The organism is Acinetobacter sp. 3657 (assembly GCF_031456775.1).
Lineage (GTDB): Bacteria > Pseudomonadota > Gammaproteobacteria > Pseudomonadales > Moraxellaceae > Acinetobacter.
Map to the genome: position 1 here is coordinate 58,342 of NZ_JAVDVH010000003.1, position 20,045 is coordinate 78,386.

At 39.7% G+C, this 20,045-nt stretch carries 19 protein-coding genes; 10 read left to right on the plus strand and 9 right to left on the minus strand.

The window, feature by feature from the left end; genetic code table 11:
* Positions 1–65 precede the first annotated feature (65 nt).
* Positions 66–1,337: a hypothetical protein gene (locus J2Y37_RS04825; protein ID WP_349032056.1), complete on the minus strand. Its 1,272-nt coding sequence runs from the start codon at positions 1,335–1,337 to the stop codon at positions 66–68.
* Positions 1,338–1,457: 120 nt separating this feature from the next.
* Between J2Y37_RS04825 and J2Y37_RS04830 the strand changes: the two genes are divergently transcribed.
* Together J2Y37_RS04830 and J2Y37_RS04835 are read left to right on the plus strand one after the other, a co-directional pair.
* Complete coding sequence (locus J2Y37_RS04830) at positions 1,458–2,237, plus strand: class I SAM-dependent methyltransferase (RefSeq protein WP_349032057.1); 780 nt, start codon at positions 1,458–1,460, stop codon at positions 2,235–2,237.
* An 11-nt stretch (positions 2,238–2,248) separates the two neighbouring features.
* Entirely contained in the window at positions 2,249–2,803 is a 555-nt protein-coding gene (locus tag J2Y37_RS04835; RefSeq protein ID WP_004673104.1) for a hypothetical protein, read from the plus strand.
* 104 nt (positions 2,804–2,907) lie between these two features.
* Here the strand turns inward: J2Y37_RS04835 and J2Y37_RS04840 are convergent, their stop codons facing one another.
* Together J2Y37_RS04840 and J2Y37_RS04845 are read right to left on the minus strand one after the other, a co-directional pair.
* The gene (locus J2Y37_RS04840) at positions 2,908–3,471 is read right to left on the minus strand and encodes a hypothetical protein (protein ID WP_004673105.1); all 564 of its coding nucleotides are present in this window, start codon (positions 3,469–3,471) and stop codon (positions 2,908–2,910) included.
* Between the two features lie 139 nt (positions 3,472–3,610).
* Complete coding sequence (locus J2Y37_RS04845; protein ID WP_005193778.1) at positions 3,611–4,078, minus strand: Holliday junction resolvase-like protein; 468 nt, start codon at positions 4,076–4,078, stop codon at positions 3,611–3,613.
* Between the two features lie 127 nt (positions 4,079–4,205).
* On the opposite strand from J2Y37_RS04845, the gene J2Y37_RS04850 reads away from it, so the two are divergent.
* The 3 genes from J2Y37_RS04850 (at position 4,206) to yccS (ending at position 8,451) form a co-directional block, all read left to right on the plus strand.
* Positions 4,206–4,850, plus strand: coding sequence for a ParA family protein (locus tag J2Y37_RS04850; RefSeq protein ID WP_034594731.1), 645 nt, complete (start codon positions 4,206–4,208; stop codon positions 4,848–4,850).
* A 118-nt stretch (positions 4,851–4,968) separates the two neighbouring features.
* Positions 4,969–6,066, plus strand: a complete 1,098-nt coding sequence (locus tag J2Y37_RS04855) for an AI-2E family transporter (protein WP_349032058.1) — start codon at positions 4,969–4,971, stop codon at positions 6,064–6,066.
* 234 nt (positions 6,067–6,300) lie between these two features.
* Entirely contained in the window at positions 6,301–8,451 is a 2,151-nt protein-coding gene (gene yccS, locus J2Y37_RS04860; RefSeq protein ID WP_349032059.1) for a YccS family putative transporter, read from the plus strand.
* Positions 8,452–8,472: 21 nt separating this feature from the next.
* On the opposite strand, the gene J2Y37_RS04865 is transcribed toward yccS, so the two are convergent.
* Together J2Y37_RS04865 and J2Y37_RS04870 are read right to left on the minus strand one after the other, a co-directional pair.
* Positions 8,473–9,705 (minus strand): MFS transporter, encoded by a 1,233-nt coding sequence (locus J2Y37_RS04865; protein WP_349032060.1) that lies wholly within the window; start codon positions 9,703–9,705, stop codon positions 8,473–8,475.
* 340 nt (positions 9,706–10,045) lie between these two features.
* Positions 10,046–10,417 carry a hypothetical protein gene (locus J2Y37_RS04870; protein ID WP_349032061.1) on the minus strand — a complete coding sequence of 124 codons (372 nt, stop codon included), beginning with the start codon at positions 10,415–10,417 and terminating at the stop codon, positions 10,046–10,048.
* A gap of 182 nt (positions 10,418–10,599) precedes the next feature.
* Between J2Y37_RS04870 and J2Y37_RS04875 the strand changes: the two genes are divergently transcribed.
* The 3 genes from J2Y37_RS04875 (at position 10,600) to J2Y37_RS04885 (ending at position 12,496) form a co-directional block, all read left to right on the plus strand.
* Positions 10,600–11,472 carry a hypothetical protein gene (locus J2Y37_RS04875; RefSeq protein ID WP_349032062.1) on the plus strand — a complete coding sequence of 291 codons (873 nt, stop codon included), beginning with the start codon at positions 10,600–10,602 and terminating at the stop codon, positions 11,470–11,472.
* 106 nt (positions 11,473–11,578) lie between these two features.
* Positions 11,579–12,169, plus strand: a complete 591-nt coding sequence (locus J2Y37_RS04880; protein WP_349032063.1) for an NAD(P)H-dependent oxidoreductase — start codon at positions 11,579–11,581, stop codon at positions 12,167–12,169.
* Between the two features lie 12 nt (positions 12,170–12,181).
* Positions 12,182–12,496: a putative quinol monooxygenase gene (locus J2Y37_RS04885; RefSeq protein WP_349032064.1), complete on the plus strand. Its 315-nt coding sequence runs from the start codon at positions 12,182–12,184 to the stop codon at positions 12,494–12,496.
* A 259-nt stretch (positions 12,497–12,755) separates the two neighbouring features.
* Here the strand turns inward: J2Y37_RS04885 and J2Y37_RS04890 are convergent, their stop codons facing one another.
* Positions 12,756–13,520, minus strand: coding sequence for a nucleotidyltransferase domain-containing protein (locus J2Y37_RS04890; protein WP_349032065.1), 765 nt, complete (start codon positions 13,518–13,520; stop codon positions 12,756–12,758).
* Positions 13,521–13,656: 136 nt separating this feature from the next.
* On the opposite strand from J2Y37_RS04890, the gene J2Y37_RS04895 reads away from it, so the two are divergent.
* Positions 13,657–14,445, plus strand: a complete 789-nt coding sequence (locus tag J2Y37_RS04895) for a hypothetical protein (protein ID WP_349032066.1) — start codon at positions 13,657–13,659, stop codon at positions 14,443–14,445.
* 269 nt (positions 14,446–14,714) lie between these two features.
* On the opposite strand, the gene J2Y37_RS04900 is transcribed toward J2Y37_RS04895, so the two are convergent.
* Complete coding sequence (locus tag J2Y37_RS04900) at positions 14,715–16,124, minus strand: FAD-binding oxidoreductase (RefSeq protein WP_349032067.1); 1,410 nt, start codon at positions 16,122–16,124, stop codon at positions 14,715–14,717.
* A 363-nt stretch (positions 16,125–16,487) separates the two neighbouring features.
* On the opposite strand from J2Y37_RS04900, the gene serA reads away from it, so the two are divergent.
* Entirely contained in the window at positions 16,488–17,720 is a 1,233-nt protein-coding gene (serA, locus tag J2Y37_RS04905) for a phosphoglycerate dehydrogenase (protein ID WP_005193800.1), read from the plus strand.
* A 77-nt stretch (positions 17,721–17,797) separates the two neighbouring features.
* Here serA and J2Y37_RS04910 read toward each other — a convergent pair whose 3' ends face one another.
* Together J2Y37_RS04910 and J2Y37_RS04915 are read right to left on the minus strand one after the other, a co-directional pair.
* Positions 17,798–18,676: a M23 family metallopeptidase gene (locus tag J2Y37_RS04910; protein WP_349032068.1), complete on the minus strand. Its 879-nt coding sequence runs from the start codon at positions 18,674–18,676 to the stop codon at positions 17,798–17,800.
* Positions 18,677–18,844: 168 nt separating this feature from the next.
* Positions 18,845–19,669: a M23 family metallopeptidase gene (locus J2Y37_RS04915; RefSeq protein WP_349032069.1), complete on the minus strand. Its 825-nt coding sequence runs from the start codon at positions 19,667–19,669 to the stop codon at positions 18,845–18,847.
* Between the last annotated feature and the right edge of the window lie 376 nt (positions 19,670–20,045).

The following is a 20,045-nucleotide window of genomic DNA, read 5'->3' on the forward strand; positions in this document are numbered from 1 at the left end:
CATATTCACCACAAAAAAGCCTTTTGAACGTTCAAAAGGCTTTTTTATTAGGCAAATCTTTTAACTCAACAGAATTGTAGCTTGGTCTGCTCATCTGCATTATTTTCAATAAAATGACTTAAACCTTCAGCATCACAGCATAAAGTCAGTTGCTTATAGCTCACACTACAAAAATCAGCATACTGCTTAAAAATCAATGGAGACTGATCTAAAGGCAATGCTTCGCCTAATGGAATCAATTTATGAATACCACGATCATTCATGGTGAGTAAGTAGCGATCATTATTCAAATCAAGTTCGACCAAAGCATTAGGCTGAACCTTTAATGGCAAAAGATACTGATGATTTGCAGCAATAATATCTGCCGCATAACTTTCGAGTTTCAAGCTCACTAAATTGAAAACCACAAACTGCTGCTGAGCCGTTCTGACATTCGGACTCAAAGCTTCAGCGTGTTGCACAAAATGCGGAATCGCGCCCAACTTATGTAGGTTCTGTTCAGTTCCTTGTTTAAGCTTAAATAATTGCTGCACCAGTTTTTGCTTCATGGTTGCATCAAAATAACGCTCATCCAATTGCAAGTCATTATTTTCCAATATTTTTAATAAAGCACGATGATGTCGGTGCAATAAAGCATCCAACACATGGCGATAATAAAATTTACTTTGCTTTTTGACTTCTCGAACACGTCGATAGAAATAGGTGATATCAAATGGCTTTACAACGAAATCATTTAAAAGTTCTGAACTGGCCAACACAGAGAGTGCCTCATGCCCTGTAAAAGGTAAATGAATCACATGCATCTTTGGCAACAACGGCTGGATCTTTAAAAAATGCTCTTTATCTTCAGCATAATAAGGATCATAGACAATAATGTATTCACGTACAGGATCGACTTCATCCGATTGAATCTGCATATCTTGATGAATTGATGCATCAAAAAACTCAGCATAACGACGGTCTTGCACCATGTCAGGATCGATGGAATATTGCGGAACAAAAGCCACGATTTTTTGCATATTCAATAAATTTGAATATTTAATCGCAGCATAACCGCCCATCGAGCCACCATAGCCCACAATCTGTTTAAATTGCAGCAAGATCGATTGAATCTGTTGCTGCATGGCAAGCATGCTGCTTTTAGGAAACCATGTCTTCTGCTTCGGCATAATGCCGATGACGTTGTATTGATATTTTATTAATGATTTTTCAGCATTAATGGACATGCCTTTAGCGCGACTAATCAAATCGCCAAACGAAACCACTAACGTGTCACTTGAACCTTTTAAAAAAATAACGCGAATATGATCATCTTCAAATATTATTTGTTTATCCATGCTCACACTGAAAAATATTCCTAGGTGTGAATCAACAAGTCATCAAATGATGGCTTTGCCAATCCTTAATTGCGGAGTATCTTATTTTATAGAGATCAGTCAGATTAAAAAGCGCAAAAAATGACACAATCCTTACATCCTACCGCACAAAAAGGCTTTAGTTTGGGGGCTAAACTGTACCAACAAGTTCGACCCAGTTACCCACAAGAAACAGTCATTTGGCTGCAAGATCGGCTCCAAATAGATGAAAATTCAACTGTTGTTGACCTCGGCTCTGGGACTGGCAAATTCTTACCTTACTTGATTCAGACACAGGCAAAAGTGATCGCGGTTGAGCCTATCTTAGAAATGTTGCAACAACTCCAACACAGCTATCCTAACATTGAATGTATTCAATCCTCGAGTGATCATCTTCCTCTAAGCGATCAGTCAATTGATGCGATTGTTTGCGCGCAGTCTTTTCATTGGTTCTCAAATATTGAGAGTCTAACTGAAATGCATCGCGTATTAACCGCATCTGGGCATGTCGGCTTGATTTGGAATCAGCGAAACATTGAGGTCAATTGGGTGAAAGCGTTAGCTGATGAAATTGCACCATTTGAAGGAGATAGCCCACGTTATCACAGCGGGAAATGGAAGCAGGTTTTTGACGGTCAGAATTTGTTTAAACCCATCGATGTACAAACATTTCAATTGATGCATCGCGGTACAGTCGAACAAGTGGTGAGTAAGCGTCTGCTCTCTACCAGCTTTATCGCAGCCCTAGCACCAAGCGATCAACAACAACTCAAAACCAAGTTCGAACAAATTGTATTTGATTTTACGGGATTAACTGCGCAAGATCAGATAGATTTCCCTTATGTCACTTATGCTTATCATTTTCAAAAAATATCGAATTAATGAGTTTATTTATGAAAGCTATATTTAAAACAACACTTGCTATGAGCTGCGTATTGGGCTCAGCCTTGCTGCTCAGTGCATGTAATAAAGACCAAGAGCCTACAACGCAAAATGAAGCTCAAACCAATTCAGTCAATGATGCAATTGGTCAACTCAATCCAATGCCAATTAAACAGTTTCCAACCACGGCTGATGATGCACATGATATTGCGATCTTGGATGAATATGAGCAACGCTTTACCGAGATGACCGATAGTATGGAAATTGAATTGGCGAAAATGAAACAAGATGGCACTTTAACAGCAGAGTTTGAACAGCAGCGCCAAAAAGACAATGTACGTTCTGCACTCAACATGTTGAAAGACTTGGAACTCAAAACTGAACAAGGTCGCTATATTCAGGGTTTACTTTATGATTATTGGGACAATCAAGCCAAGGTTTTAGAACAAAGTCGTTATTCTAATCCATCTCAAAATTCGACCGATCAGGTCGAGCAATTAAATGGCTATCTACATGCGCAAAGCCAATTGCATCATTGGAAAAGTTCACAAACGGCCGAAAGCTAATTGATAGAAAATTTCAAAATTATATGAAGCTTTCTCAATATTTTCATAATAAAAAGCCCATTCTTTTTTATAAAAGAGCGGGCTTTTTTTATCAAACTGGTATTTTAAATCTTCTGTCTTTCGACCCATTCAATCGAACTCACGCGAAATAATTCGCAAGCGCCATCGCCTACACCACCGGGTGTCAAAGAGGATGTCCAGACCAGATCTTTATCACGCACCTCAACCAACTCACCCTTTAAATTGACCAAATCGCCACGCTTGACCTGCTTAATTTGCTTTGCGATTTCAGGATTGGCAGGAATGATGTGCATATTTGACACCATTTTTAATGCTTGATCAGGTGGTACAGGTAATTTTTTCATGTTCCAGTTTAAGTAGCGATCATACTGGCGCACCGAAATGGTACGTGCAATCTCAGGATCAGCAAACAAGTCTAAACTGACCGCATAATCGATGGGAGAAAACTTCGCTTGTTCATCATCGTGATAAACTTTTGAACCCAATATACGAAAATTCCCATCAAATGGTTTTAATACCGAAATGGACTGATATTTCACAACAGGCGATAAACCATTGGCAATATTATATTCTGCCTGATTGGTTGATGCATGTGTTTGCCCCATTGCAGCAACCATGCATAAACTGATCCAAAGACGTTTGTTCATGGCTCGATCATCCTCAAAAATGACTAAAATCTTAGAACATCATTCCTTTCATAGTATGCTTAGACCATGAATGAAGTTGCTTTTTTTAGTAACAATCAGCTTCACTTTGGTCATCTTTTTGTGCCATTAGAAACCATGACTATTCGGCAAAATCAATTCGTACAGTTTCGAACCTGACCCGTCCCTCACTGATTGCTTGCGCAATCGCCTGCTGTCCTTTACTCAGACGCGCACCACCGCTTTTGATATCGAGTAAGATCACTTCAATATCTTCGGCTTCACCATCACCATCTCGAAAATCGGTATAACCATCAAACACCACATAATCGACTGGATCTCCTAAAAACTTAGCATCACTGGGTAAATACCGAAACTCAGGCAAAATCGGTGCAAACTGCTCTGCCATTTTGCCTTTCAACACCGCACGACTGGTATTTACACTACGCTTCTGCGCATCTAATAATGCTTGCTTATGTTCCAATTCGAGTTCAGCAATGTATTGCTCATACTCGGCTTGAATACGCCCATTACGACTATGAGACAAAATAAGCGTCGTCAGCACCACCCCAATACATCCACCAATCAGCATTGCAAGCCAAATTGACATAAAAATGTTCCTTATCTATCGCCGTGCTATTTAACTGCAACATTAAACTTTTGTCATGTGTCACGCACTCTTATCAAAAAGATGCTAAGGTATGATTGAATATAAGAGACCTGTTAAAAAAGAGTTCATGAAGACAATATTAATCGCAAATCAAAAAGGTGGTTGTGGTAAAACCATGACTGCGATCACCCTTGCCACGGCATTATCACAAAAAGGGTATAAGGTTGCTTTAGCAGATGCGGACAACCAAAAATCTTCATTACAATGGTTAAAACAACGTCCTGAAACAGTGACAGAAATCCAAAGTCTTGATTGGCGACATGAGAAATCAATTGGCGACGCGCCTAAGAATCTTGATTATTTGATCATTGATGCGCCTGGGGCACTTTCGGGTGAACATGCTGAACAGTTGGTCAGCGAAGCACATGCGATTGTGACGCCAATACAACCGTCATTCTTTGATATTGATAGTACCCGTCGTTTTCTCAAACACTTGCAAGAGATCAAACGGATCCGTAAAGGAAAAGTACAAATCCTATTGATCGCCAACCGCGTCAAAGCAAACAGTGCCAGCTCCAAAGATATCCAGAATTTCTTTACCAAAATCGAGCACCCTCCTGTCGCTTGGATTTCTGAACGTAGTGCATATGGTACGTTGGCGATGCAAGGCCTAAGTATTTTTGATAAGCCACAGAAGAATTTTGTGCTGATTCAAAACCAATGGCAGCCTGTTTTAAACCAGTTGGTCGATGATCCCAGTGAGTGGTTCTAAGCTTTGCAAAGAAACGTAATCTTTTGATATTAAATCTTAAAAGATCAGCAGGAAAATATCCCTAAACTGGTTTTTCAGTTAATATGGATCTATTCAATTTCCAGCACTAGAGAAAACTATGGTGCAACAATACGCTCCCGTATTACAACGCGTTTTGCTGTTTGGACTGTTCTTTGTCTTAATGTTTTTGGGATTTAATATCCTCAAATACTTTATTGTTCCTGTCCTTTGGGCTGCGATTATTGCCTATATGACTTGGCCTGTTTATCTATGGGTACAACGTCGATTTTTTGGCGAGCATCGCCCCACCCTAAATGCCACGATTATGATCAGTTTGGTCATTTTGGTGATTGGGGTTCCATTTATTTTCGCGATCTTTATGTTGCAACTTGAAGGTCGTAATTTATATTTTAATTTACAAAAACAACTCTTTTCAGGGCATGTTCAGATCCCTGATTTTATTAAGAACCTGCCGATTATTGGCGGAGATATTAGCCACACACTGAATGAATTAAGCAGCGATCCGAATAGCATCGCAAAAAATATCGCGGAATGGATTCAAAGCCATTTGAGCTATGGTCGTTTTGTCCTGAGTGAAATTAGCCGTAATTTGATCAAACTGACGTTTGCTCTGATGACCCTGTTCTTTTTCTATCGTGATGGACAAACCATATTGGCACAAGTCAGTCGTGCTTTAGAAATGGTAATCGGGCCGCGTGTCCACCATTATCTACAAACCATCTCAGAAACAACGCGTGCTGTTGTGTACGGCGTCGGTTTAACTGCAGTTGCACAAGCACTTTTGGCCGGTTTAAGTTACTTCGTCGCAGGTGTACCAAATCCAATGTTACTGACGATTGTGACCTTCTTTTTAGCCCTGATTCCATTTGGTACGCCTATTTCATATTTAGGTGTCGGACTATGGTTATTTTCTCAAGGTCAGACAGTCGAAGCAATTGGGGTCATCGTCTGGGGCGTACTGATCGTCAGTAGTGCAGACAATGTGATCCGACCACTGGTGATCTCAGGTGCAACTCAGATTCCATTCATCTTGATTATGTTTGGTGTCCTCGGCGGTGTCGCCAGCTTTGGCTTAGTCGGTTTGTTTATCGGTCCTGTGATTTTGGCCGTGTTACTGGCGATTTGGCGTGAATGGCTACATGAAAATGTGGAAGAGTCAGTTGCAGTACTTGAAGCACCACCTGATACGAAATAGTTAAAAGACTGTGGGTATCTTAAAAGATATCCACAGTTTGCTTGAAAATTCATTTATTTTTCCATTACGAATCTTTAAAACAATAACTGTGCACGGATTTTGCTTATTCTTTTTACTTGAAAAATCAACTCAATCTTGATGCAAAAAAATGATATGCCTCATTGATCAAACAATACTTTTATAAGGAAAATTTGTTTGTATGATAAAACCCAGACCCATTGAAGAAAAATAATCATGAACAGTCTTTATCTGCTCTTCAATCGTTTTAGATCGAATTCAATTCTGCTGTATTGCCTACAAATTTTTATTGTTTTAATCGGTACAACCCTGCTATTGCATGGACTTGGTCTGAGTCAATTTATTGTGCCAGTCACACTGGGTGCAATTGCAGCAGCCCTGACTGATTTTGATGACCGCTTAAGCATCCGACTTCGAAACTTATTTTATGTCTGTGTACTGTTCTTTACGGTCAGTACAATCTTAGCCTTTCTCGCGCCTTATAAATTCTGGTTCATCGTTTATTTGAGTCTATCCAGTGCTGCTTTTGTGCTGATGGGTGCTTTAGGTCAACGCTATGCCACGATTTCATTTGGTACGATTTTACTTTCTATTTACACCATGTTTGGATTGGGTGATTATCCGCATTGGTACCAGCAACCCAGTTACTTTGTCTGTGGTGCACTGTGGTACGGTTTCACCTCAATCCTATTTTTTATCATTCGCCCCACACTGCCACTACAAGAAAAAATTTCGACTATTTTTAAAGAAATAGGAGAACTCTTACAAATCAAAGCCAAACTGTTTGATCCAGACAATGTAGATAATGTTGAAGCACTGTTGTTTGAACTCTCACAAAAAAATGCTCAGGTGGTGAATAGTCTCAATCAAGCCAAGCACTCCTTACTTTCTCGACTCAAGTCTTCCCGTATCAATAACACCAGTATCTATTGGTTAAATTTGTATTATTTTGCCCAAGATATCCATGAACAAGTGACCTCTAATTATTTGCATTATGAAAAAATTCATCAGAACTTTAGCCGCAGTGACTTAATTTTTCGTATCCAAAAAAATATGTTTCTACAGGCCACTGCCTGTCAGAAGCTCAGTCAGTCACTGCTGCATAAAACACCCTATCAAAACAGTCAACGGGCAGATGCAGCACTGGAAAATCTTGAAGCATCCATGAAAGATTGGATCGTTCAGCATCCTCATAATCTTGAGGTTAAAAATTTAGAACTCATTCTCAATAATTTAAAAAGTATCCATGAGCAATTCGCTCAACTGCAATTCAAGCAAAAAATCGAAACACTCTCCCCACAGCAACAACAGGCACACTTGAACTTGCTTGATGAAGATATTCAGGGTTTTCAGGATTTCTTCTTAAAAATTAAGCAACATCTCAGTCCACAGTCTGCCTTATTTCGTCATGCGGTTCGTTTAGCAATCGTCTTTGCCGTGGGTTATGCAATTTCTTTGTTGCCGTTTGCAAAAAATGGTTATTGGATTTTACTGACCAGCTTGTTTGTTTGTCAGATCACCTATTTTGCAACCAAAAGCCGCCTGAAACTCAGAACCATCGGCACGTTATTAGGTGTGCTGCTTGGCATACCCGTGCTTTATTTTGTACCCAGTATAGAAGGACAACTGGTCATTACCGTGATTAGCGGTGTGTATTTCTTCTATTTACGCCAAAAGAAATACGCGCTTGCCACGGTGATGGCAACACTGATGGTTTTATTGATTTTTAATCTAAAGGGCGCGGGTTTTAGTATTGTTTTACCAAGGATTGTCGATACGCTCATCGGTTGTGCAATCGCATGGTTAGCAGTGAACTTTATTTGGCCCGATTGGAACTTTCGTAATATCCCTGAAAATATACGCAAAAGTAGCCAAGCCACCATGAATTATTTGGATGCGGTCATCCAGCAATATCATCAAGGGCGTTCCAACGACCTTGAATATCGTAAAGCACGTCGTGCGGCACATAATGCCCAGATCGAGCTATCAAATATGATTTCGAGTCTCAGTACCGAACCACAGCCCAATCAAGAACTGATCCATTATGCATTTCGCTACTTGGTCTATAGCCATAGTCAGTTGAGCTACGTGTCTGCTCTAGGCCATCAACGTATTCAAATTCAAGATCAACATATTTTGGCGCTGTTAGATCAAAGTGCCGAATTAATCAAACACAGCTTGATCCAACAACAGCCGATTCCAAATCAACAGATTGAAGACATATTAATCAAAATTCAGCACTTAAATTCACAAGGTCAGGTCTCAGAGCAAAACCAATTACTGTTAAAGCAAATGAGTCTATTACTCGAGACCCTCACTGAACTGGTGATGTTGAAAAACAAACTTCTAGAACTCGAAATTCAGTAATCAACGGACACTGCATCCGTTCTAATTTATCCCTTGTTGCTGACGTGTTTGCATTACCTGTTTCAGCGCAGCACGCGGTTGAGCAAACCATAAAGCAATCAAAGCCACACTCGCGAGTGCAAAAGCCCAAATGTGGAAATGTGTATAAAGTACTCGTACCAATTCAATGATGACAAAGAAACTCATCATCATGATCATCGACACAGCGGCTGCAACCGTACCTTTCGATACTTCTGAAGACATCAAAGCAAAACGATACATCACTGAGAAGCTAATCCCTTCACCAAAACTAATCAAGGTCATACCAATCAGTAAGCATGGCACGAGATAGATCGGCCAAATCACACCAAGCAATAAGAACAACGTCCCGAATAACATGATGGGTAAACCCACCAAAATGGTTTTACCTAATGCAAAACGATCCATGACTTTGATCAAGACAATATTGCCGGCAATCAAACCAAAGAATATCGGGAACTGTGCCAAACCATATTGCATGCTGCTCAGTTTCAACTCATCCACCAAAATGATCGGTGACAAGGCAATCCATAGCATTAACGGCATCGCCACCAGTGGTAAAGCAAGGCTTAAACCCAAGAAATGACGATTGGTAAACACCTTTTTAAAGTCATCAAACATATAGCTAAAAGGCTGTTTCACTCTGCTTTGTTGTTGCGTTGGCATAAATTTCTTTAGACCAAACCAACTCAAGAATGAAACCGCGGCAATGGCGACAAAGCCCCAATGCCAAGAAATATGTTCAATGAGAAATGCACCGAGTACAGGACCAAGTAAAGGTGCCAATAATGAAATATTTGCCATCAGTGCCATGACTTTAATGGCATCTCGCTCTTCAAATGTTTCTTGGATTGCAGCATAACCAACCGCTGAAATAACAGTTAAGCCAATACCTTGCAAGAAACGCAATGCCAAGAATTGTTCAATATTATGCGTCAATAAAATCAACAAACAGCAGACTGTAAAGAATGCCACGCCTGCCAATAATACTGTTTTACGCCCAAGTCGATCTGAAAGTGGTCCAAGCAGCCAAGCGACACTGGCACCACCCAACAAATAGAATGACATCGACGAAGGTGCCCACGTCGCACTGACACCAAATTCTTGGGTAATCGACAGCATTGCAGGCTGTATCAAGTCATTACCAATATAAACCGCAAACTCAAATAGCACTAAAGCTAAAGGAAACATGAGCGTTATACGGTTTAACGTCATATTTTGATTATTCGTCATCATGTTCTATTCACAAAAACAACCAATTCGGGTGCGTCCCATTTCCATACAAAGAAAATAGGATCATCACCACACGATTTTATGGTTTAGATTTAAATTAAATTTTGATTTTCATGCTGTGAGAGCGCATGTAATAAATGTGAAAACACCGTATTCACTAGGTGTATATATAAGAAAAACAATCTATTTACGTGAGCTTGGTAAACGTTTTACCTTTTGGCAAAATTGCCAGACGCAACTTTAGCACTTTTTAAAAATGACCGCAATTTGAGCAATTGTTTTAATATGTGAATAACAATCAAGTTATCCACAGCTTTGCTGATCTTTCATTCAATTTTAAATGTTATGGACATAAATCAAACTGGAATGTCGCAGTGTTCTCCCCTCTAGCGCATTGATAACTTTGTTTCTTATTCACAACTTTCCAAACTGCTTGATCGCGTTTTAATTGATATGCGGTTCGAACAGCAATCACCGAATCATCAAGTTGAGTTTGTTCAACCGTAATTTCTGCCTCACTTGGATTTTCTGCGCTATTAAATTGTTGATCGATCTTTAAATTGGTTTCTTCATGGAATAGATTCGGTTGATCCAATAACACGGCATGTATCGCTGTACTTTTCTGTACTGCAGCTTGTTGTTGAGATTGTGCGATTGGCGGATTGCATGCCGTTAGAAATAGACTGCATCCTAAAACCATCCCAATTTTATGCATTTTGTACCTTTCCTATTTACCACATGCATCTATGCTACTATGCAAAATTGAATTTCAAAGCAATAAAATGTAAGTGACTTATGTGAGATTTGTTGTATTTATCAATCATTTGCATATCATCATAAGTAACTAAAAACACAAATTTTATAACACAAACATCACCACAGATTGAGCATAAACTCATGTCAGATTTAGCAAAAAAATTAACGATTGTTTTAATATTAAGTACCGCTATTGTCGGCTGTTCAAAAAAAGAAGAAGGCATGGCAAGTGATCCCTCTATTGCCGCAGAAAGAACAGCTTCAAATAGTGATATTGTTCAGGAAAATACTGTCAAAAATCCTGAACAATTGGTCGGCACGCAACAAAGTGCGCTAGAACAAAATCGCCAGTTGGTTAAAAGCGCTCAATTGCAATTTGAAGTCAAAGATGTATTACAAACGACTTCAGCTCTCGAACAACAGCTGTTGCAATACAACGGCTATATCGAAAACAAGCAAATTGACTATCAAGTGAGTGATCGCTCTCAACGTGATCGCATTGATGGAACCATTGATATTTATGAGAAAATAATACCATTCGTACAACTCACGGTCCGTATCCCAAATGATCAAGTGACTACTTTTTTAAATAAACTTTTACCTTTGATGTTGAACTTTAATACGCAGTCCTATGAAGCAAAACGTTATGAATTAAAGCTATTAGAAGAAAAGCTGAATACCGCAAATCAGAGTAATAGCGCATCAAATACGGTAAATAATCAACTACAACAACTCACTGATTTGGAAGTGAAAGATCGTTTGGCTTATAGCACTATTCGTTTGGAATTTTTCCAACAACCCAAAGTTCGTAAAAGCCATGACTTAAATATTCATCGAATCGCTACTATGGACAGTGAGCCGTTATTAACACGGATTGGAGAGGCATTTAAAGTAGGTTTATCTTATTTTAAAGAAACCATTTTATGGCTGATTCAGTTCTGGGCGTTCTTTCTTGTCATTATTGCTATTTGGGTGATCCGTAAAGCATATAGGCTGAGAAAACAAGGCAGTTAATTATTGATTTTTGATCAAGAGTCTTTTGCTGATTTACACATTTTTACTCATGAATAGATTTCCTAAAATGCCGTCAAGTTTTAGCAATCTATTTTTGAGTTATTCAATGAGCAATATTTTAATTATTAATGGTGCCAAGCAATTCGCCCATTCCAATGGTGAGTTGAATGACACCTTAACTGACTTTTCTGAAGGGCATTTAAAAAACTTAGGTCATCGTGTACAAGTCACTCGTACTGACAGTGACTATAACATCCAAGCCGAAATTGAAAAATACTTATGGGCAGATGTGGTGATCTATCAAATGCCGGGCTGGTGGATGGGTGCACCGTGGACGATGAAAAAATATATGGATGATATTTTCACGATTGGTCACGGCGTACTTTATGCCAGCGATGGGCGTAGTCGTTCAGACGCATTTAAAAAATATGGTTCAGGTGGTTTGATTCAAGGTAAAAAGTACATGTTATCGCTCACATGGAATGCACCGATGGAAGCATTTACTGATCCTGATCAATTCTTTCACGGCGTTGGGGTTGATGGAGTTTATCTACCTTTTCACAAAGCCAATCAATTCTTAGGTATGCAGTCGCTGCAAACTTTTATCGTGAATGATGTGATCAAAATGCCGAATGTTCCAAACTATATAGAAGCGTACAAAGTTCATTTAGATCAGCTTTTTGCAACTGCTAACTAAGACGGAAATAATATGCTTACTATTATCGCTGAAATCCGTACTCATCAAGGTACTGAACATCGCCAAGCAGTGTTAGATGCTTTCCAAAAAATCATTCCAACTGTACTGGCAGAAGATGGTTGTCATGGTTATACGCCATTGATTGATCATTTACCTGCAATTGAAATGCAGACACAGGATGAAAATAGCATTGTGATGTTGGAGCAATGGGAAAGCACAGCTCATCTTGAAGCGCATATGCAAACGGCACATATGCTGAAGCATTTTGAGGCGACCAAAGATCATGTAGCTGATGTAAAAGTGCGTATTTTGGAAAGTGGGATTTAGAACAAAGATTGGTTATTTATCAAATCCTCATAAAATATATGATACTCGGTAATGTCATCTGCAACCTGCGTGATTTCAAGAAGATGCTGTTTCTGCGATAAATTTTAATTAATGCAAGAAGTGAACAGGTTTTGCAGATGACAATGCCTTTGGTTACTTTGGGCAAAACCAAAGTAACTCCAGCCGAAGGCTAATCTTAAATATGAATGAGAACACAATACGACTCCGCCAAGATAAAGCAAAATATAAGCAAATGATTTTACTTATAATAATGCTGCTTCAAATGGCGACTATATTCCGTTAAATAACGCTCTAAGCCCTCTCGACGATCAGCTTTTTGCATTTCTTTAGCAGCTAATTGCTCAATCTTAGTTTCCAGTAAATTAAGAATCGCTGCTTGTTCCACTTCAGGAAGTTGGGCTTTTTCTTTCTGCTGCTTTTTAATTTCTAAATAATCTTCCGCCCAGTGACGCAATGGATCATTTGAATCAACTTGTGCAAATAAATCAGTGATCAATAATTCGGGCATCACTTCTTGGGTTGCCAACTCAGCCGACATCAAACCACGAATCGAATAAAATACTTTTTTATAAGTAAAGTTATCTGCGGTTTGCATCACTTTCATCCCACCTTTGGCGAGTGACAAATAGTGGTGATACAACGCGCTATAGTCGATTCGCTCAAGCAATCCATCTCGAAAGGTTTGCCATTCTGGAAAGGCATTAAAATAAACAATATGTGCTCGCACCCACTCCAAAACCGTGGGGTTACTTTTAGCCAATAGCCCAAACATTTTGTCTAAATCATAAGAAACGAAATCAAAATCCCCATCCATGATCTCAATTAGATCACGGTACTTTTTATAGTCAAAATACTGTTCTTTACTCGGTAAATGAAAACCACGCACATCATAGTCACTGTCAGGGCTAGCCATCCCCCATAAACGGCTACCACTTTCAATATAAAATAATGGGATATCTTGGCGTTGTTGAAACAGTTTTTCGATTTCGTGATGGATGTTCATTTATATTACTTCATGATTTAAAAATTAAGACTTGAGAGAGACAATAATATTTTTTACTGTTCTAGTTCATTTGATTTTAAAAAGATAACCATTTGATAAAATCAATGTCTATTCAATATAACAAATAGGATCATTCATGCAACTGACTTATGCTGGACAGGTTTTCTTAGTAGTCGTTGCGATCTTGAGTGTTTGGTCTTTTGTTCTGACAAAATTTTGGCTCAAGCGTTTAGCCAATAATCGTGAAAGCAGCAAGCTTGAATTTAGTTATTTATTCGTGGTTGTTTTTAGCATTAGTTCTTTATTCTTCCCCTTTACCTATTGGGTTTCACAAGCCGTCTATGGTTTAGCGACCAAACCAAGCTATGATGCAACGGTAGTGAGTTATACCTCTGAATGGGTCGATACTGAACGTACTGATTCCAATGGACGTAAATATAAAACCCAAACCTTAATGCACACTGCTCAGGTCCAATTCAAAGATGATCAAAACAGAATTTTAACCTTAGATAATTCAGTTCGTTCTGGGGATACTCCTGTGGTGGGAGATCATATTACAGTTGTTTATGGAGCTGGGGATCAAACCGTACAAGAAAAGAGTTGGCGAACGGGACTCCTATTTGCCGCAACCCTATTTATGCTGTTTGTTATGGGCTATATCTTGGTCATGATTATTGCGTATGGTTTGAATCGGGATATGGCGCCATATCGCAAGTTTGCCAATCTGCTTATTTTTAGAGTTACGATTCCATTAGGTACTATGGCAATGTTTGCGATGTTGTCTTATTCGGTTTTTGCTTATTTCTTTTTAGGCAATCCACGTGATTTACCTGTGTGGGTGGTTGCGATTTGTGGCTTCTTCTCGGTATGTCTTTTGCCACTAATTTATCATATTTTGACGGGTTGGAAGGCGTATGAGAAATAAATCCAAATTTACTATCGCATGGGCGGCATGGATGCCGCCATGTAGAACTGCTGTACAAGGATGTACTGTCAGTTCTACAAAGGATTTTTGCCTACTTTTGATCCTTCAAAAGTAGAAAACATCAATACCAATATTCCTCAGAACTCACTAGCTATCAGCGAGACTATGTAGATTTTTTTTAAATATAGATTACCTATGATTTTATTTAACAATAAAAAAGCGCATCTCTCGATACGCTTTTAACAGAAATTCTTTTATTTAATCAAGCATTAAAGATCAAACAATTTCCCAGGGTTCATAATCCCATTCGGATCAAATGCCAATTTCAATGCTTTCATATATTCAATTTCTTCAGGCGAACGAGAATACTCCAAATATGGCTTCTTGGTCATGCCCACACCATGCTCGGCAGAAATCGAACCATCATATTTTTTCACAGTCTCAAACACGTATTTATTCACCACCTGACACTTAGCAAAAAACTCATCTTTGGTGAGGTTCTCAGGTTTTAAAATATTTAAGTGCAAGTTACCGTCACCAATATGACCAAACCAACAGATTTCAAAGTCTGGATAATTGTCTGCAACAATTGCATCAATTTCTTTGATAAATGCAGGTACATGGGTAATTAGTACTGAAATATCATTTTTATAAGGAATAAACGGCGCGATTGACTCTGAAATATCTTCACGCAAACGCCATAAGCTTTGCGCTTGATCTAGACTTTGGCTCATCACACCATCAATGACCCAACCCTGTTCCATACAATGCTCAAAAATCTGCATGGCTTTATCCATGATTGGCTCATACGGCGCTTCAAATTCGAGTAATACATAGAACGGGCATTGCGTTTCAAATGGACGCTGTACATGACCGCGATCCAAAACTTTTTGCATTGCGACTTCACCAAAGAACTCAAACGCGGTTAAGTCAATTTCTTTTTGGAAAGCATGCAATACAGGCATCACCGCTTCAAAGTCAGGTGTACCCAACACCATCACTTGCAGGTTTTGTGGTTGACGTTCCAACTTAATCTCAGCTTCAGTGACTAAACCAAGCGTCCCCTCACCTCCGATGAATAAATGCTGCAAGGCGTAACCCGTGGCATTTTTAATCATGCCTTTATTGATACGAAGAATATCGCCCTTACCTGTCACCACAGTCAGACCAAGCACCCAGTTTCGGGTCATACCGTATTTGATAACTTTAATGCCACCTGCATTGGTTCCGATATTGCCGCCGATTTGGCTTGAGCCTGTTGAGGCAAAATCAACTGGATAATACATTCCTTGTTGTTCGGCATAGTTCTGCAACTGTTCAGTGACCACACCAGCTTGAACACGTACCATACGATCGGCTGGGAAGAACTCCAAGATTTGGTTCATCTTGTCAAAGCTAATCACGATCTCACCGTTGGCTGCCACTGCACCTGCTGAAAGCCCAGTACGCCCACCTGACGGCGTAATCGCAACATTAAACTGATTAGCAAGTTTAACGATGGCTTGAACCTGTTCCGTGCTTGAAGGAAAAACGATGACTGAAGGGTTCGGATCAAAATGTTTAGTATGATCTCGTCCCCAATTTTCCAAACTATCCGCATCGGTTTTAATACGGTTTTCACCCACAATTGCCGTTAATTGGGTCAATAACTCAGGTGTTAAAGCGACTGAAGCATTCATCGTTTACAGGCCTAGCAAGAAGTAAATATAGGACTTTTGAATAACAAGTAATGATCTTTCAATCTCTTGAAGCGTTGATCATTGAAGGTATCCAAAATATAGAAACTTTACAGAACAGCTCAAACCATTTGATTTCTAGGTTTGACCATCAGATAACTACATTTTACATAGAAGCGAGCATTGGATAAAGCATTGCATCAAGATACTGTCATAAGACACGGTCAATCCTGAAAATCAATCAACATTTCCATGGAAAATGATCAGTATTTCCACGCTGGAATTTGCAATGAAATCGCCCTCATTTTGATCAAACATGGTATGATACGGCGATTTAAATTCGACCTGATATAGCGTAGAGCCGTTATGAGCCAACATCTATCACTCCCTAAAGATAAAATCCGTTTTCTATTGTTAGAGGGCGTTCATCAAAATGCCATCGATACTTTAAACGCTGCGGGTTATACCAATATCGATTACCACAAAACTGCACTTGAAGGCGATGCTTTAAAAGAAGCAGTCAAAGATGCTCACTTTATTGGTATTCGTTCGCGCACTCAATTGACTGAAGAGATCTTTGAAGCAGCGAATAAATTGATTGCGGTAGGTTGTTTCTGTATCGGTACCAACCAAGTCGATTTAAAAGCAGCGATGTCTCGTGGTATCCCTGTTTTCAACGCACCGTATTCAAATACTCGTTCAGTGGCTGAATTGGTTCTAGCAGAAGCAATTTTATTACTTCGTCGCGTTCCTGAAAAATCAAAAGATACCCATGCAGGCGGCTGGAACAAAGCAGCAGTTGGTTCTTTTGAAACACGTGGCAAGACTTTAGGTATCGTCGGTTACGGTTCAATCGGTTCACAACTTTCTGTTTTAGCTGAAAGCTTGGGTATGAAAGTGATCTACTTTGATGCTGTGACTAAATTACCTCTAGGTAATGCACGTCAAGTGGGTTCTATGGATGAGTTGTTAGCGACTGCTGATGTGGTTTCTTTACACGTTCCAGATGTTCCATCAACGCGTAATTTCTTCAAGAAAGAACAATTTGCGAAAATGAAACAAGGTTCAATCTTCATTAATGCTGCACGTGGAACATGTGTGATTATCGAAGACTTAGCCGATGCGATTAAATCGGGTCACATTGCTGGTGCCGCGGTTGACGTCTTCCCGAAAGAGCCAAAGGCCAATGGTGAAGAATTTATTTCACCGCTTCGTGGTTTAGACAACGTTATTTTAACACCACACGTGGGTGGTTCTACCATGGAAGCGCAAGCGAACATTGGCTTAGAAGTTGCTGAAAAATTCGTTTCTTATTCAGATAAAGGTATGACACTTTCTGCGGTGAACTTCCCAGAAATCGCATTGCCACTTTCTGATGGTCAGCATCGTTTGCTTCACATCCATAAAAACGTTCCGGGTGTGTTATCTAAGATCAACACCTTATTTGCAGAACAAGGCATCAACATTTCGGGTCAGTCTTTAATGACCAAAGGTGATATCGGCTACCTCGTTATGGATGTCGATGCATCTGCTTCTCAAGAAGCACTTGATACCTTAAGCCATGTTGAAGGTACGATTCGCGTTCGCGTATTGTTCTAAAACACGCTGACTTAAAAAAATCACAGCTTTGGCTGTGATTTTTTTTGCTGCGCATTAATAGCTGTTGATACTCAACCTTAAGCACAGTTTGGAATAACCACGCCATTATTATCTTTGGCTTGATCATTGCCCCAACGTGACAGCATAAACGCAGACACCCATTGATTGGTTGGGCCTACATCTAAGTCTGTTTTTAACCACCAATGATTCCATTGTGCGCCTGTCGCATTCTGAACTTTTGGTCCCCACACCTTACAGTAAACGTAACTCGTGCCTTTATACAGCGTTCCAGTAACCGTACCTCCGGGGCTAGAACGACCATTGGCATCGCCCCACGTATCTACCCAATATTTATTTCCAGTCGGTGGAGGTGGCGGTGTTGTATTCGTACAGTTTGCACTGGTTCTGACTAAAGGTGAGTTTGGTACCATATATAACCATTCACCTTGGAGTATCGGGTTCACAATATGCTGATTGCCTGCATCATTCAGACCCGGTGCATATAACTGTTCATAATGTAAATGAGGAATACCGGGTGATCCGACATCTCCCATATAGCCCACCACATCACCTTGTTTAACCGTTGTACCAACAGGCACATGGCTACTCATATGCATATAGGTGCTAAACCAACCATTGCCATGTCGAATTTCGATCCCACCGGGATAGAACGTCTGATGGACCAAACCATCTGCCGATGCAGTAATTGGACTGCCTGTAAACATGCCCATACGATACATATCAATTTTTTTATCATCAGGATTATGCCCTTGATAGGTTTTTAATTCGATTTGCGCACCGCAAGGAAAAGGAAGTTTAAAAGCAGGACGATTCGGTAATGGATCAGCAGAAAAAGAATGCGTTGAAACCATTGCAAGCACTGCACAGGCGATGGTTTTATATCTATTTTTTAGAATAAAGCTGGTCATTAATGGCGGGATTTGTATTTCAAACATCGTTTATTATCCTTATTATTGGACTGCTTCCATAAAGCCTTTGTATTTCTCCCGATGAGAAAAATATAAAAGACTCAATATTCATGAAAGAGATTTATTGATCAGTTTTTTTATTTTTTAGATATGCTGTTCCATTGAACAGCATATTGTCATTAGATCGCTTAAATATTAAGGACAGTTTGGAATCACAGTACCATTATTATCTTTAGCTTCATCATTACCCCAACGTGACAGCATGAAAGCTGAAACCCACTGATTGGCTGGACCTACATCTAAATCGGTTTTTAACCACCAATGATTCCATTGTGTTCCAGTCGCGTTTTGGATTTTTGGTCCCCAAACCTTACAGTAGGTATAATGTGTGCCCTTGTATAAAGTGCCCGTAACCGTACCGCCCGGACTAGAGCGACCATTGGCATCGCCCCATGTATCCACCCAGTATTTATTTCCAGTTGGTGGAGGCGGCGGTGTTGTACCACTACATCCATTATCACTGGTCAAGACTCTTTGACCGTAACTGTATGGATAAGGTGCCAGTGACTTGCCATTGATGACAATGCTTTGCGCTGAATTATTCAGACGCTGTTCAAAGTGTAAATGCGCACCCGTACTTTGCCCTGTACTTCCTACCGTACCAATTTGATGACCCTGACCAATTGAAGCACCGACATTGACATTAATGCTATTCAAATGAAAATAGTGGGTAGACCAACCGTTGCCATGATTGACCACCACCATATTGCCAGCACCACCATTCCAGCCAATAGAACTTACCGATACTGTTCCACCTGCTGAAGCCAATACGGCGGCACCTGAAGTTGCTCCATTATCCCATCGTACCCAGTCCAAGGCATTATAATTATGACCTGAGTAGGTGCTATAACTCCACGTTTGTCCACAGGCGAAAGGGGCTTTGAAGGAAGGCGTAGCGTAAGCTGCAAAAGGAACGAATGTCATTATACCAATGGCAAAAGCTCGTTTTAGTTTTAACATTTAATTGTCTCCATCATTATTATTTCATTTAAAGCATTATCATTTTTAGCGTTTTAATTAAGATGTACGGGGTCTTGATTGCCCCAAAATTTTATAGCAGACAAATCGTAAATTTGGTGTGTGAATCAGACGAACTGCATGCTTTCAAGCGACTATTCACACGATTAGCAGACCATTGCACGCTAAGAAAAAATTATATGACTTACACTTTCCAGCATTTACTGAGCAACCAATCTCAAAAAGGAACTGCATTTCGCGCCAATCAACCAAATGCACAAATAAATAATATTTAAAAGAATATTAAAGTTAATTCAAGAGCCACGAGCGTATAAGACCCCAGCCCGTAATAAACTAAAATTCTGCTCGTCTCAACCCA

Bases quoted from the DNA above. Each gene is read 5' to 3' on its own strand.
- J2Y37_RS04825 (WP_349032056.1), bottom strand. From the start codon at position 1,337: ATGGATAAACAAATAATATTTGAAGATGATCATATTCGCGTTATTTTT.
- J2Y37_RS04830 (WP_349032057.1), top strand. From the start codon at position 1,458: ATGACACAATCCTTACATCCTACCGCACAAAAAGGCTTTAGTTTGGGG.
- J2Y37_RS04835 (WP_004673104.1), top strand. From the start codon at position 2,249: ATGAAAGCTATATTTAAAACAACACTTGCTATGAGCTGCGTATTGGGC.
- J2Y37_RS04840 (WP_004673105.1), bottom strand. From the start codon at position 3,471: ATGAACAAACGTCTTTGGATCAGTTTATGCATGGTTGCTGCAATGGGG.
- J2Y37_RS04845 (WP_005193778.1), bottom strand. From the start codon at position 4,078: ATGTCAATTTGGCTTGCAATGCTGATTGGTGGATGTATTGGGGTGGTG.
- J2Y37_RS04850 (WP_034594731.1), top strand. From the start codon at position 4,206: ATGAAGACAATATTAATCGCAAATCAAAAAGGTGGTTGTGGTAAAACC.
- J2Y37_RS04855 (WP_349032058.1), top strand. From the start codon at position 4,969: ATGGTGCAACAATACGCTCCCGTATTACAACGCGTTTTGCTGTTTGGA.
- yccS (WP_349032059.1), top strand. From the start codon at position 6,301: ATGAACAGTCTTTATCTGCTCTTCAATCGTTTTAGATCGAATTCAATT.
- J2Y37_RS04865 (WP_349032060.1), bottom strand. From the start codon at position 9,705: ATGATGACGAATAATCAAAATATGACGTTAAACCGTATAACGCTCATG.
- J2Y37_RS04870 (WP_349032061.1), bottom strand. From the start codon at position 10,417: ATGCATAAAATTGGGATGGTTTTAGGATGCAGTCTATTTCTAACGGCA.
- J2Y37_RS04875 (WP_349032062.1), top strand. From the start codon at position 10,600: ATGTCAGATTTAGCAAAAAAATTAACGATTGTTTTAATATTAAGTACC.
- J2Y37_RS04880 (WP_349032063.1), top strand. From the start codon at position 11,579: ATGAGCAATATTTTAATTATTAATGGTGCCAAGCAATTCGCCCATTCC.
- J2Y37_RS04885 (WP_349032064.1), top strand. From the start codon at position 12,182: ATGCTTACTATTATCGCTGAAATCCGTACTCATCAAGGTACTGAACAT.
- J2Y37_RS04890 (WP_349032065.1), bottom strand. From the start codon at position 13,520: ATGAACATCCATCACGAAATCGAAAAACTGTTTCAACAACGCCAAGAT.
- J2Y37_RS04895 (WP_349032066.1), top strand. From the start codon at position 13,657: ATGCAACTGACTTATGCTGGACAGGTTTTCTTAGTAGTCGTTGCGATC.
- J2Y37_RS04900 (WP_349032067.1), bottom strand. From the start codon at position 16,124: ATGAATGCTTCAGTCGCTTTAACACCTGAGTTATTGACCCAATTAACG.
- serA (WP_005193800.1), top strand. From the start codon at position 16,488: ATGAGCCAACATCTATCACTCCCTAAAGATAAAATCCGTTTTCTATTG.
- J2Y37_RS04910 (WP_349032068.1), bottom strand. From the start codon at position 18,676: ATGTTTGAAATACAAATCCCGCCATTAATGACCAGCTTTATTCTAAAA.
- J2Y37_RS04915 (WP_349032069.1), bottom strand. From the start codon at position 19,669: ATGTTAAAACTAAAACGAGCTTTTGCCATTGGTATAATGACATTCGTT.